Genomic DNA, 12,751 nt, shown 5'->3' with positions numbered 1-12,751 from the left:
GGCGCGGACGGCGGGCCACGCCTCGGGCGGCCGGGGGCGGACGGCGGCCCCCGCTACGGGCGGCCGGGGGCGGACGGCGGGCGCTGGTGGTGGTCGAGCGGGACGTCCACGACGACCTCGGTGCCGCCGCCCTCGCGGCCGTGGAACTCCAGCTTGCCGCCCAGCTCGCCGACGATCAGCGTCCGGACGATCTGGAGGCCGAGGCTGTTGCTGGCCTCCATGTCGAAGTCCTCGGGCAGCCCGACGCCGTCGTCGGCGACGACCACGACCAGGCGGCGGCCGTCCGGCCCGTCGCCCGCGCCCTGGCTCCGGGACGGCGGCTCGATCTCGTCGGCGGGCCAGTCGCCCCAGACGCGGATCCCGCGCTGCGCGGCGACCGGCAGGCCCTCGCCGTACCGGCGGACGCGCACCTCGAGGGTGCCGTAGCGGTTGGCGAGGCCGTGCTCCAGCGCGTTCTGGAGCAGCTCGGTGAGCGCCATCGCGAGCGGCGTGGCGATCTCGGCGGGCAGCACCCCGAAGCTGCCGGACCGGCTCGGCGCGACCTTGGTCTCGGGGGTGGACACCTCCCCCGCCATGGTGATCACGCGGTCCGCGATGTCGTCGAAGTCGATCAGCTCGTCCGGGGTGTGCGACAGGGTCTCGTGGACGATCGCGATGGACCCGACGCGCCGGACGGCCTCGTCCAGCGCGGCGCGCCCCTCGGGGATGCGCAGCCGCCGGGCCTGGAGCCGCAGCAGCGCCGCGACGGTCTGGAGGTTGTTCTTCACCCGGTGGTGGATCTCCCGGATGGTGGCGTCCTTGGTCATCAGCTCGCGGTCGCGCCAGCGCAGCTCGGTGACGTCCCGGCAGAGCACGATCGCGCCGATCCGGTTGCCGCCGACGACGAGGGGGATCGTCCGCAGCTGCATGACCGAGCCGTGCGCCTCGACCTCGACCTCGCGCGGCGCCCGGCCGGACAGGACGACGGTCAGCGCCTCCTCCCTCGGCTCGCCCGTGTCGCACAGATCGCTGGTGACCCGGCCGAGCGACTCCCCGATCAGGTCGGTGGCCAGCCCGAGCCGCCGGAACGCCGACTGCGCGTTCGGGCTGGCGTAGGTGACGTGCCCGGACCGGTCGAGCCGGATCAGGCCGTCCCCGACCCGCGGCGACCGGACGAGGTTGGGCTCCTCCCCCGGCACCGGGAACCGGCCCTCGGCGATCATCTGGGCGAGGTCGCTGGCGCTCTGCAGGTAGGTCAGCTCCAGCCGGGACGGGGTCCGCGCGGACGACAGGTTCGTGCTGCGCTGGATCACCCCGAGCATCTTCGCGCCGCGCCGGACCGGGATGGACTCCTCCCGCACCGGGATGCCGCTGCCCCACTCCGGGTCGCCCTCCCGGACGATCCGCCGCTCCCGCCAGGCCACGTCGATCATCCCGCGCCGTCCGATGCGGACGACCTTGCCGACCAGGTCGTCCGGGTAGGCGGTGGGGCCGGTCGTGGGGCGCATCTGCGCGATCGCGACCCAGCCGGGCGCCGATCCGGGCGGGGGCGGCGGGACGTTCCGGCGGCCCGCCGGGGGCAGCACCGCGTCCGACCGCAGCGGCACCCACAGCACCAGGTCGGCGAAGGACAGGTCGGCGAGCAGCTGCCAGTCGGAGACCAGCGCGTGCAGCCACTCCAGGTCCTCGTCGGTCAGGTCGGTGTGATCGCGGACCAGGTCGGTCAAGGTAGGCACGCTCCAATCATGGCGCACCGATCCTGTGCTCCGGACACGCCGCTGACCTGGCAGGATGCCGGACATGACCGGTGGCACCATCGAACATTCGGCCGCGGCCGCCCCCCTGATCCATCCCGGCGCGGATCCACTCGCGCGCCTCCGCGCGGATCCACTGGCGCGCCTCCGCGCGGACGCGCGGCGGCGGGACGCGGACGGGCTGCGCCGGACGCTGTCCCCGCGCGGCGGTGACCACGACGGGCTGATCGACCTGGCGTCCAACGACTACCTGGGACTCTGCCGGGACCCGCGGCTCGCGGCGGGCGCGGTCGCCGCCGTCCGGGAGTACGGGACGGGAGCGACCGGATCGCGCCTGGTCACCGGCACCACCGACCTGCACGCCGAGCTGGACCGGCGGCTCGCCGCGTTCACCGGGACGGGCGCCGGGCTGGTCTTCTCGTCCGGCTACCTGGCCAACCTCGGCGCGGTCGCGGCGCTCGGCGGACCCGACGTGCTGGTGATCTCCGACCGGACCAACCACGCGTCCATCGTCGACGCCTGCCGCCTGTCACGGTCACGCGTCGTCATCACCCCGCACCGGGACGTGACGGCCGTCGAGCGCGCCCTCGCCGAGCGCGGCGAACCGCACGCGCTGGTCGTCACCGACGCGGTCTTCTCCGTGGACGGCGACGTGGCGCCGCTCGCCGCGCTGCACCGGGCCGCCCGCGCGCACGGGGCGCTGCTGGTGATCGACGAGGCGCACGCGCTCGGCGTGGTCGGCGACGGCGGACGCGGCGCCGCGCACGCCGCCGGGATCGCCGGGGAGCCGGACGTCGTCCTCACCCTGACGCTGTCGAAGGCGCTGGCCTCGCAGGGCGGCGCCGTGCTCGGAGCACCCGAGGTGGTCGAGACGCTGGTGGACGCGAGCCGCGCGTTCATCTTCGACACCGGCCTCAACCCGGCCGCCGCGGGCGCCGCGCTCGCCGCCCTGGACGTCCTGGCCGCCGAACCGGACCTCCCCGGCCGCGCCCGCGACCGGGCCCGCCGCATCGCCGCCCTCACCGCGGGATCCGGCCTCACGACGACCCCGGATCCGGCCGCGGCCGTCGTCCCGGTCGTCCTCGGCGCCCCGGAGGACGCCTTGCACGCCAGGGACCTCTGCCGCAAGAACGGCCTGAAGGTCGGCTGCTTCCGGCCACCGTCGGTCCCGGCGGGCCGGTCCTGCCTGCGGCTGACGGCCCGCGCCACCCTGGACGAGGCGGAACTCACCGTTCTCGGGGGTGCCCTGGAGATGATCGCGCGCTCTACCGGCCGTAGTCTGCACACGTAACATCGGGGACAACCGATGATGAACGTGAGGAGAGGCCGTGACGGAGGTCAGGGGCACGCCGTCCCGCCACGCAGGCGGGTACGAGCGGTCGCCGTTGAGCGACATACGTCACTCGGCCTCGGCGCCGCGCATCCCGAAGTACTACAAACTGAAGGAACTGCTCGTCGAGCTGATCCTGTCGCTGCCGCCCGGCAGCCCGCTCCCGCCTGAGCGGACGCTGGCCGAGCGGTACGAGACCTCCCGCACGACGGTCCGGCAGGCGCTCGCCGAGCTGGTCGTCGAGGGACGCCTCCAGCGCATCCAGGGCAAGGGCACCTTCGTCGCCAAGCCGAAGGTCTCCCAGGAGCTCCAGCTCGTCAGTTACACCGAGGACATGCGCCATCACGGCCTGCACCCGGAGACCCGCATCCTCGACGCCGGCTACGTGAGCGCGGACGAGCGGCTGGCGACGCTGCTGGCGATCCGTCCGGGCGGCCGCGTCCTGCGGATCCACCGGCTGCGGCTGGCGGACGGCGAGCCGATGTCGATCGACACCTCCCACCTCCCCGCCCGCCGCTTCCCCGGCCTGCGCCGCGAGTTCGCCCGGCACCGGTCGCTGTACGAGACGCTCGCCACGGCCTACGACGTGCACCTGGCCGAGGCCGAGGAGACGATCGAGACCGTCCTCGCGACGCCGCACGACGCGCAGCTCCTCGGCGTCGACGTGGGCCTGCCGATGCTGCTGCTGTCCCGGCACGCGTTCGACACCACCGGCCAGCCCGTCGAGTGGGCCCAGTCCCTCTACCGCGGCGACCGGTACAAGTTCATCACCCGGCTCAAGCGCGACTGACCGCTCGCGGGGCCTGGATCACAGGGTCTTGGAGAGGGCCTTGATCGGCATCCGCAGCTCGGTGAGCAGCTCCAGGTCGCGCTCGGCGGGACGGCCCAGGGTCGTCAGGTAGTTCCCGACGATGATCGCGTTCACGCCGCCGAGCATGCCGTCGCGGGTGCCGAGGTCGCCGAGGGTGACCTCGCGCCCGCCCGCGTAGCGCAGGATCGTGCGGGGCAGCGCCAGCCGGAACGCCGCGATCGTCCGCAGCGCCTCGGCGCCCTCGACGACCGGGCGGTCGGCGAACGGCGTGCCCGGACGCGGCGCCAGGAAGTTCAGCGGCACCTCGTCGGGGTCGAGCGCGGCGAGCTGCGCGGCGAACTCGGCGCGCTGGGCGACGGTCTCGCCCATCCCGACGATGCCGCCGCAGCAGACCTCCATGCCCGCCTCCTTCACCCTGCGCAGGGTGTCCCAGCGCTCCTCCCAGGTGTGGGTGGTGACCACCTGCGGGAAGTGGGAGCGGGCCGTCTCGAGGTTGTGGTTGTAGCGGTGGACGCCCATCGCGGCCAGCTCGTCCACCTGGTCCTGGGTGAGCATGCCGAGCGAGCACGCGATGTTGATCTCGACGGCGTCGTTGATCGCCTTCACGCCGTCCCGGACCTGGGACATCAGCCGCTCGTCCGGGCCGCGGACGGCGGCGACGATGCAGAACTCGGTCGCGCCCGTCCGCGCCGTCTCCCTGGCCGCCTCGACGAGCTCGGGGATGTTCAGCCACACCGACCGGACGGGGCTGGTGAACTGGCCGGACTGCGAGCAGAAGTGGCAGTCCTCCGGGCAGCCGCCGGTCTTCAGCGACACGATGCCCTCGACCTCGACCTCCGGTCCGCACCAGCGCATCCGGACCTCGTGCGCGAGGGCCAGGGCGTCCTGGACGCGGTCGTCCGGCAGGGTCAGCACCGCGAGCGTCTGCGCCTCGTCCAGGCCGCGCCCCTCGTCGAGGACCTGCCGCCGGGCGATGTCGAGGATGTCGGTCACGGGGTCTCCTTGGTGGGGGCGTGCGCCGCCCGGAAGGCGGCGGCGTCGAAGGAGCCGCCGAGCGCCGGGGCGAGACCCCGGCGGGCGGCGCGCAGGAAGCCGGCGGTGTCGAGCGCGCCCGCGCCGGACGGCAGCGCCCCGGCGAGCGGGCGCGCGGCGAGCGCCTCCAGGTCGGGCAGGTTGCTGCGCATCGCGAGGTCCGGATCGTCCGGCCAGGAGCCGATCACGACGCCCGCGAGGTTCAGGCCCCGGTGCGCCATGGCCTCCAGGGTGAGCGCGGTGTGGTTGAGCGTGCCGAGGTCCGGCCGGACGACCAGCAGCACGGGCGCGCCGAGCCAGCGGGCCAGGTCGGCGACCGTGTTGCCCTCGTCGTCGTAGCGGACCAGCAGCCCGCCCGCGCCCTCGACCAGGACCAGGTCGTGGTCCGCGGCGAGGCCGGTGATCCGTCCGACGGCCGCCGGGAGGTCCACGGGGGCGACGCCGGCGCGCCGGGCGGCGGCGGCCGGGGACAGCGGGTCCGGGAACCGGGCGTACTCGTGCAGGTCGGTCACGCCCGAGAGCCGGGCGATCTCGGCCAGGTCGCCGTCCTCGCCGGGCGGCACACCGGTCTGGCCCGGTTTGACCACCGCGACCGACGCCCCCCGCGCGGCGGCGAGGGACGCCACCGCGGCGGTCGCCACCGTCTTTCCGACTCCGGTGCAGGTCCCGGTCACCACGATCACGCTCACGTTCGCGACACTAGCGCGGCGTTCTCGGATGATCGCTCGCCGAATCCCACAGACTCCGGACGCTCCGTTTGTATCCGACCTGCGGCATTGTCGTCCGCGCCGGAACGGGGCGAGGCAAGCGGAACCTGGACGCGCGGCGGACGGAGCCCGGGGGCACGGTGGGCGGAACCCTGGGGCACGGCTGCGCGTCCAACCGGCATGGCGGTTCCCTCCGTACGGCCCGCGGGCAGGACGGCCCGAGGCGTGACAGCGGTGCTGGTGGGCGCGTCCGTGCTCACCGGCTGCGGCTCGAAGGCGGTAGACGTGCACGAGTCCCCCTCGGCCGGCGGATCCCGCTCGGCCTCCGCGCTCCCCCCGGGGCAGGGCGGCGACCGGCTGGTGCTGCGCTGGCGGATGTCGGGCGGCATGGGCGGTGTCGGCGGCCCCTGGAACGTCCCCGACTTCTCCCTCTACGCGGACGGCACGGCGATCACCGCCGGCGCTCCGGGTAAGGGGTCGCAGCTCAAGCGGTACCACCTCAAGCAGGCGGTGTTCCAACAGCTGGTCGCGGACGCGAAGAAGGCCGGCCTCCAGCGGTCCCAGCGGATCAAGGTGTCGGGGCGGATCGCCGACGCGATGGTCCTGACGATCTGGATGGGCTCGGCGCGGACGGACATCGAGATGCCCGAGCAGCACCACGTCCCCGCGACGGCGCTGTGGAAGCGGCTCCAGCCCGAGCAGTGGCCCACGGACGACCAGCACTCCCCGCCGGACATCTACCATCCGGTCCGGCTCGCGGTCGGCGCGCTCGACACCGGTGAGCAGTCGGCTCCGCCCGACGCGGTCGCCTGGCCGCTGTCGCCGCTCGGCAAGGGACGCCAGGTCCGCGGCAGGCTGTGCACGGTCTACTCCGGCGCCGACGCGACGCGCCTGCGCGACCTGGCGTCCAAGACCGTCCTCGGCGCCCGGTTCACCAGCGGCGGGCGGCTCTACACGATGCAGATCCGTCCGCTGCTCCCGGACGAGACGTCCTGCGACGCGCTCGCCTGAGCCGTCCTCCCCCGGACAGGAAGAACCCGCCCGGCCGCGGGGAGTCGACGGCCGGGCGGGAACCCCGGATCCCTACTTTCTCTTGGCGGCGGCGATCTGGCCGAGGCCGGTGTCGAGTGCGGTCGTCAGGGTGCCGGTGTCACCGGACAGCTCCCAGATCATCGCGCCGAGCAGGCCCTTGCTCTTCAGCCAGGCGGTCTTCTTGCCGATCGACCACGGGTCGTCGAACGACCACCACTGCCCTCCGTTGCCGGTGTAGCAGTACGAGGCCACGGCCTGCTCGTTGTGGTAGACGGTGCAGTTCGGGACGCTGGACATCAGGTTGCTGTAGCCGCGCGTCCCGGCCTCCTCCTGGAACTGGCCGGGCGCCGCACCCTGCGCGGCCTGCCATTCGCCGTGGACGCCGCCATCGGTGACGCCCTGCCAGCCGCGTCCGTAGTAGGCGAACCCGATGTCGAGCTTGCGCGGGTTCACGCCCGCGGTGAGGTAGGCGTTGACGGCGTTCTCCACGCTGAAGTGGAACGAGTACGGGTCGTTGGTGTCGGTGTACAGGTTGCCCGCGTGCCCGGTCCGGTTCGGCTCCCAGGAGTTGTCGCTGCCCGCGCCGTGGAAGTCGTAGCCCTGGACGTTGTAGATGTCGAGCGACTTGGCGGTGCCGGGCAGGTCCCAGCCCGCACTGATCTTCGCCGGGTCGGCGGGCGAGAACGCGGTGAGCAGGTAGCGCTTGCTGTTCTGCTTGCCGAGCGCGTCCAGCTGGCTGCGGAACTCGGCGAGCAGCAGGGTCAGGTTGGCCTTGTCGTTCGCGCCGACGTGGTTGCCGGGGTGGCCCTCCGCGCCCGGCCACTCCCAGTCGACGTCGATGCCGTCGAAGATCCCGGCGGCGGTCCCGGCGCCGCCCGCGCCGTTGTAGGACGGCAGGTTCCCCTTGATGTAGGTGTCGATGCAGGACGAGACGAACTTCTTGCGGGACGCGTCGGTGGCGGCCACGTCGGAGAAGTACTTGGAGTACGTCCAGCCGCCGAGCGAGATCAGGATCTTCAGGTTCGGGTACTTGGCCTTGAGCTTCCTCAGCTGGTTGAAGTTCCCGCGCAGCGGCTCGTAGCCGGTGTCGGCCTGGCCGTCGACGGACTGCGCCGCCGACATCGGGCGCGCGTAGTCGGCGTCGGCGTCGCCCGCGCCGTCGCCCTGGCTCGGGTCCTCCGGGTCGGACGTGGTGCCCTTGGTGACGCCCTCCAGGCAGGTCAGGTTGGTGGGGTCGATGTTGCCGAACGCGTAGTTGATGTGGGTGAGCTTGGCCGCGTTGCCTGTCGAGTCGAGGTTCTTCACGAAGTACTGCCGGCCGTAGATGCCCCACTGGACGAAGTAGCCGACACGGGCGTACCCGCTGACCACGTCGGCGGTGGTGACCTGGAGCGGCGTGCTCTGCGCGGACACGTTGTCGTACTGGTCGCGGGCGAGGACGGTGAACGCGTACGTCGTGGACGGCGAGAGGCCGGTGACGGTCGCGCTCGTCCCGGTGACGGTCGTCGCGGTCGCGCCGTTCACGAGGACGTCGTAGTTCGCGACGCCGGTGTTGTCGGTCGAGGCGTCCCAGGCGAGCTTGACGCTGCTGGAGTCCTTGCCGGTGCTGTGGAGGTTTCCGGGGACGGACGGCGGGGTCGTGTCGTCCGACGGGTTGTTGGTGGTGACGGACACGGCCGCGCTCGCGGCGGAGGCGCCGCCCTTGCGGTCCTTGGCCTTCACGGTGAACGAGTAGGCGGTGTTCGGGGTGAGGCCGCCGATCGTCGCGGTCGTGTCGGAGACGGACGCGGCGACCGTGGAGCCGTTGTAGACGTCGTATCCGGTGACCGGGAGGCTGCCGGCCTTCGCCGCGTCCCAGCCGAGCGTGACGGTCTTGGTGGTCTTCACGACGACCTTCAGCCCGGTCGGCGCGGACGGCGGGGTGTCCGGCGTCCCGTCGCAGTTGACGTCGTTGACCCGGCAGGACGTCGGTTCCGCGCCGGACGAGCTGAGCGTGAACGTCGGGCTGTACGGGTCGGTCGTCTTGCCCGCCGCGATCGTCGTGTTGAAGTAGGCGGGGGTGAGCGTGACCGTGGTGCCGGTCTGGCTGATCGACCCGTTGTTGGCGTTGCTCGCCGTCACTCCGGACGGGAGCGTGAAGACGACCGTCCAGCCGTTCACGGCGGCGGTGCCATGGTTGGCGATGACGAACGTGCCGGTCGAGCCGCTGACCGAGTAGTCGGCGGTGACGCCGGTCAGGGTCGGCGGCGGCGCGCCCGTCCCGTCGCAGTTCGCGCCGTTGAGCAGGCACGACGTCGGCTGGACGGCCTGGCTGAGGGTGAACGTCGGACTGTACGGCTCGGTGTTCTTCCCGCCCTGGAGGGTGTCGATGTAGAAGGCGGGCTTCAGGGTGACCTTCGTGCCGTTCTGGGTGATCGTCGCGTTCTGCGGGTTGGACGCGGTCACCCCGGACGGCAGTTCGAACACCAGCGTCCAGCCGGACACGGCGGTCGTCCCGGGGTTCGACACAACGTACTTCCCGGTCGTCCCGGACAGGCTGAACGCGGCGGTGAGGCGCCCGTCGGCCGCGTGCGCCGGAGCGGCGAGCGCGGCCGTGACGAACACGGCGATGAGGGCGGCGAGCAGTCGGCGCATGGGCCGTCACCTACTTCAGGGGGTCGAGGAGCGCGGGGAGGTCGGGGAGCGCGGGGAGGCCGAGGGCGGCCGGGAGTCGAGGAGCGCGAGCATCGTGGCGATCTCCGCCGACCGTGAGCGGTCGATGTTCGCGGCGAGGGCGCGCGCCCAGGCGTTCTCGCCGCGCGCGGTCTCCATCCGGGCCAGCTGGACGGCGTCGTCCTGGTGGGCGATGAGCAGGTTGAGGAAGGCGCGTTCGAACCGGTCCGCCGGGGCACGCTCGACGGACCGGACGGCGGCGGGCGAGGTCGCGGGCATCCCGCCGTGCGCGGCGTGCGAGCCGGGCGCGGCGGTCGCCGGACGGCGCCAGGCGCGCAGCCGCTCCGACATGGACCGGACCTCGGTGAGCTGCGTGCTCGCGATCGCGGCGGCGAGCCGCGCGACCCCGGGACGCACCGGGCGGCCCCGCGACCCGTCCGCGAGCCGGGCCAGGGTCACGCCCTGGCCCTCGTGCGGGGCCGTCATCTGCAGGAACATCACGTCGGTGGGGTTGAAGCCGGGGCCGCCGCGCGGCGCCGCCGGCGACGTGGAGCCACCGGCCGCCCCACATCGTCCGAGCAGGAGCAGCGCGCACGCGGCGGCCACGGCGAGGACGGCCCACCGCGTCACGCGGATCGCCACAACGCCGGGGCGTTCGGCGGTTCCCATCCCGCGATCGCGGTGTGGCCCTGAAGGCAGGTGTAGGTCACGCCTCCGTAGGTGACCTGGTCGCCCTGCGCGTAGGTCGTCCCGGCCGTCCAGGTTCCGCCGGGCTGCTGCGTCGGCGGTGTCGTGGGCGGCGGAGTCGTCGGCGGGGTCGTCGGTGGGGGTGTGGTCGGGGGTGTCGTCGGGGGCGGGGTGGGCGTGGTGGAGCCGCCGAAGTCGACGTCCGAGCAGGTGTAGAACGCCTCGTCGCTGCCGACGACCCGCTGCCAGATCGAGTAGATGAGCTGGCGGCCGGTGCGCTGCGGCAGGTTCAGCGTCCACTGCGTGTACGTCGACGGGTTCTGGTGGGTGAACGAGGCGAGCGAGACGAGGTCCGCCCAGCGCAGCGGCTGCGTCGGGTCCCAGCCGTCCCGGGTGATGAAGAAGTCGAAGTTGCTGTCCTGGTGCGGGGCGGTGGCGTAGTAGGTGACGGTCAGCGGCCCCGGCCGGACGGCCTTGGCGGGCCAGTCGGGGCGCTGGAGGTCCAGGCCGCGGTACTTGGCGCGGCCCGCGCTGCACAGCTGGCCGTCCGGGATGATCTGCCTGGACCGCCCGGCCGCGTCCAGCCGGGACACCTCGTTCCAGTCGTAGAAGGGCTGGGTGCCCGCGACCGCCACGGCGGCCTTGCAGGCGTCGGACTGCGGGTTCTCCGGGCCCTCCTGCTTGCAGACGAACACCCGGCTGGGCGGGTCGGACATCGTGCCGTGCGCGGACGCGGGCCTGGCGGGCGTGGCCACGGCGGCCACGAGGGCGGCCGCGGGAACGGCGGCGACCGCGAGGGCGACCTTCGCGTGGGCAGATCGCATGGTCATCCTTCTTTCGGGGGTGGGAGCGGGGGGCGGGAGCGGGGCGGGGGCGGGGCTGCTCAGGGAAGGGTGTCGAGATGCGGCCGGACGGTCTTGGCGAAGGTGGTGCCGTTGGTGACGTCCCAGTTGATGGACCAGGTCATCGCGCCGCGGATGTCCGGATAGGTCTGCGAGGGCGTGAACGAGCCGCAGTTCGTGCCGCGCGCGAGGCAGTCCAGCGCGTTGTTCACCAGGCCCGGCGAGACGACGCCGCCGCCCGCCGCGCCCGGCCCGGCGGGCAGGCCCAGCGCGACCTGGTCGGGACGCAGCCCGTTCTGCAGCTGGATGCAGGCGAGCGCGGTCATGAAGTCGACCGTGCCCTGCCCGTACACCTTCTGGTCGCAGCCGAGCATGGAGCCGGAGTTGTAGTACTGGGTGTGGACGACGGTGAGGATGTCCTTGATCTTCAGCGCGAGCTGGAAGTAGGACGCGCCCGTCGACTGCATGTCGATGGTCTGCGGAGCCATCGTGATGATGAGGTTCGCGCCGACCTGGGAGCGCAGCGCGCGCAGCGCCTGCTCCATGTAGGTGGGGTTGACGCCGTTCTCGAGGTCGATGTCGACGCCGTCGAACCCGTACGCGCTGATGATCTTCCCCATGCTGTCGGCGAACGTCGCGGCGGACGACGCGTCCCCGACCTGGACGGTCCCGTCCTGGCCGCCGACCGACAGGATCACCTTCCGCCCCTTGGCGTGCAGGGCGGCGATGTCGGCCTTGAACTGCGCGTCCGTATATCCACCGAGCGCGGACGACAGGCCGGAGTCCAGCGCGAACGTGACCTCGCCGGGCTTGCTGGTCGCGTTGGCGAACGCGACGGCGACCAGGTCGTACTCGCTCGGCACGTCCGCGAGCTTGAGCGGCTTGGCGGAGTTGACGAAGTCCTGCCAGTAGCCGGTGAGGAAGTGCTTGGGCAGGGGGCCGGTCGCGCATCCGGACGTCGTGCCCGTGGCGGCCGCGCTCGCCGTGGACTCGCCGTTCGCGTCGTACGCCTTCACCGTGTAGGTGTGCGTCGAGCAGGCGGTGAGGCCGGACAGCGTCGCGGTCGTCCCGGTGACGGTCGCCGCGAGCGTGGAGCCCTCGTAGACGTGGTAGCCGGTGGGGGTGCCGGTCCCGGCCGTCCAGGTCAGGGTGAGGGACGTGTCGGTGCGGCCGCTGACGGACGGCGTTCCGGGCCGGCCGACGCCGCCGGGCGGGGTCGTCCCGCCGCCGGAGCAGGACGCGCCGTTCAGCGTGCAGTTCGCCGGGGCGCCGGACCCCGCGCCGAGGAACCCGAACGTGACCGTCCCGCCGGGCGGGATGGACGCGTTGTAGTCGCGGTTCGTGAACGTGTAGTGGGGCGGCGCCGAGGTGAGCAGGGCGTCCCAGTAGGAGCCGACGGTCGTGCCCGAGGGCAGGTCGAACGCGACCTTCCAGCCGCTGACGGTCTGGGACGAGCCGTTGGCGAGGGTGAACTGCCCCTGCCAGCCCGACCCCCAGTCGGAGACCTTCGTGAACGTGGCGGTGGGCGTCCCGTCGGCGCGGGCGGGCGCGGGGACGGCGGCGAGCGGCACGAGCAGCGCGGCCAGGAGGACCGCGACGGCGGCGAGCACACGCTGAGGTGAGCCGGGCCGAGGTGAGCTGGTTCGAGGTGAGCTGGTTCGAGAGCGCAAGGCGACTCCAGGCACGGTGACGACGGACGGACGTGAACCCCGATCCCCGAACCCCGATGACGCCGCTACTGATCAGTTAGGAAAGTTTCTTTTCAATTAATCCGCACCGTAACCAGCGCGCCATGCGCCCGGCAAGACCCGTGCCGCGCCCCCGCCGGGCCGTCCGGCGACCACCCCAGTTGGGGCACCGAACCAGCTCGGCGCCCCGCCGAACTTTGGCGGCATCCGCCAACGCGAACGCCGCCCCCTTGGCGT

10 protein-coding genes are annotated in these 12,751 nt (G+C 72.9%); 3 read left to right on the top strand and 7 right to left on the bottom strand.

What is annotated here, in order from left to right:
• Positions 1 to 53: 53 nt before the first annotated feature.
• Positions 54 to 1,715 carry a PAS domain-containing sensor histidine kinase gene (locus tag EBO15_RS34390; protein WP_122198651.1) on the bottom strand — a complete coding sequence of 554 codons (1,662 nt, stop codon included), beginning with the start codon at positions 1,713 to 1,715 and terminating at the stop codon, positions 54 to 56.
• Between the two features lie 64 nt (positions 1,716 to 1,779).
• Here EBO15_RS34390 and EBO15_RS34385 point away from each other — a divergent pair, with 64 nt between their 5' ends.
• Positions 1,780 to 3,024, top strand: coding sequence for an aminotransferase class I/II-fold pyridoxal phosphate-dependent enzyme (locus EBO15_RS34385; RefSeq protein ID WP_122198657.1), 1,245 nt, complete (start codon positions 1,780 to 1,782; stop codon positions 3,022 to 3,024).
• A 94-nt stretch (positions 3,025 to 3,118) separates the two neighbouring features.
• Positions 3,119 to 3,853 (top strand): GntR family transcriptional regulator, encoded by a 735-nt coding sequence (locus EBO15_RS34380; RefSeq protein WP_122198656.1) that lies wholly within the window; start codon positions 3,119 to 3,121, stop codon positions 3,851 to 3,853.
• Positions 3,854 to 3,871: 18 nt separating this feature from the next.
• Here EBO15_RS34380 and bioB read toward each other — a convergent pair whose 3' ends face one another.
• Positions 3,872 to 4,867 (bottom strand): biotin synthase BioB, encoded by a 996-nt coding sequence (gene bioB, locus EBO15_RS34375; protein ID WP_122198650.1) that lies wholly within the window; start codon positions 4,865 to 4,867, stop codon positions 3,872 to 3,874.
• Positions 4,864 to 5,595, bottom strand: a complete 732-nt coding sequence (bioD, locus tag EBO15_RS34370; RefSeq protein WP_122198649.1) for a dethiobiotin synthase — start codon at positions 5,593 to 5,595, stop codon at positions 4,864 to 4,866. The genes bioB and bioD overlap by 4 nt, the downstream gene beginning before the upstream one ends.
• Positions 5,596 to 5,838: 243 nt before the next feature.
• Here bioD and EBO15_RS34365 point away from each other — a divergent pair, with 243 nt between their 5' ends.
• Positions 5,839 to 6,624: a hypothetical protein gene (locus tag EBO15_RS34365; protein WP_147481791.1), complete on the top strand. Its 786-nt coding sequence runs from the start codon at positions 5,839 to 5,841 to the stop codon at positions 6,622 to 6,624.
• 72 nt (positions 6,625 to 6,696) lie between these two features.
• Here the strand turns inward: EBO15_RS34365 and EBO15_RS47155 are convergent, their stop codons facing one another.
• From EBO15_RS47155 to EBO15_RS47150, 4 genes are read right to left on the bottom strand one after another with little or no spacing between them, the layout of a single operon-like run.
• Positions 6,697 to 9,279 (bottom strand): glycosyl hydrolase family 18 protein, encoded by a 2,583-nt coding sequence (locus EBO15_RS47155; RefSeq protein WP_122198647.1) that lies wholly within the window; start codon positions 9,277 to 9,279, stop codon positions 6,697 to 6,699.
• Positions 9,280 to 9,294: 15 nt separating this feature from the next.
• Complete coding sequence (locus tag EBO15_RS34355) at positions 9,295 to 9,927, bottom strand: DUF305 domain-containing protein (RefSeq protein WP_233616623.1); 633 nt, start codon at positions 9,925 to 9,927, stop codon at positions 9,295 to 9,297.
• Positions 9,924 to 10,808 (bottom strand): lytic polysaccharide monooxygenase auxiliary activity family 9 protein, encoded by an 885-nt coding sequence (locus EBO15_RS34350; RefSeq protein WP_122198645.1) that lies wholly within the window; start codon positions 10,806 to 10,808, stop codon positions 9,924 to 9,926. Before EBO15_RS34350 ends, EBO15_RS34355 begins: the two co-directional genes overlap by 4 nt.
• A 59-nt stretch (positions 10,809 to 10,867) precedes the next feature.
• The gene (locus EBO15_RS47150) at positions 10,868 to 12,436 is read right to left on the bottom strand and encodes a chitinase (RefSeq protein ID WP_122198644.1); all 1,569 of its coding nucleotides are present in this window, start codon (positions 12,434 to 12,436) and stop codon (positions 10,868 to 10,870) included.
• Positions 12,437 to 12,751 lie beyond the last annotated feature (315 nt).

The sequence above is a fragment of the Actinomadura harenae genome, assembly GCF_003696215.1.
Lineage (GTDB): Bacteria > Actinomycetota > Actinomycetes > Streptosporangiales > Streptosporangiaceae > Spirillospora > Spirillospora harenae.
This window is presented reverse-complemented; position numbering and strand designations above follow the sequence as displayed.

Bases quoted from the DNA above. Each gene is read 5' to 3' on its own strand.
- EBO15_RS34385 (WP_122198657.1), top strand. From the start codon at position 1,780: ATGACCGGTGGCACCATCGAACATTCGGCCGCGGCCGCCCCCCTGATC.
- EBO15_RS47155 (WP_122198647.1), bottom strand. From the start codon at position 9,279: ATGCGCCGACTGCTCGCCGCCCTCATCGCCGTGTTCGTCACGGCCGCG.
- EBO15_RS34350 (WP_122198645.1), bottom strand. From the start codon at position 10,808: ATGCGATCTGCCCACGCGAAGGTCGCCCTCGCGGTCGCCGCCGTTCCC.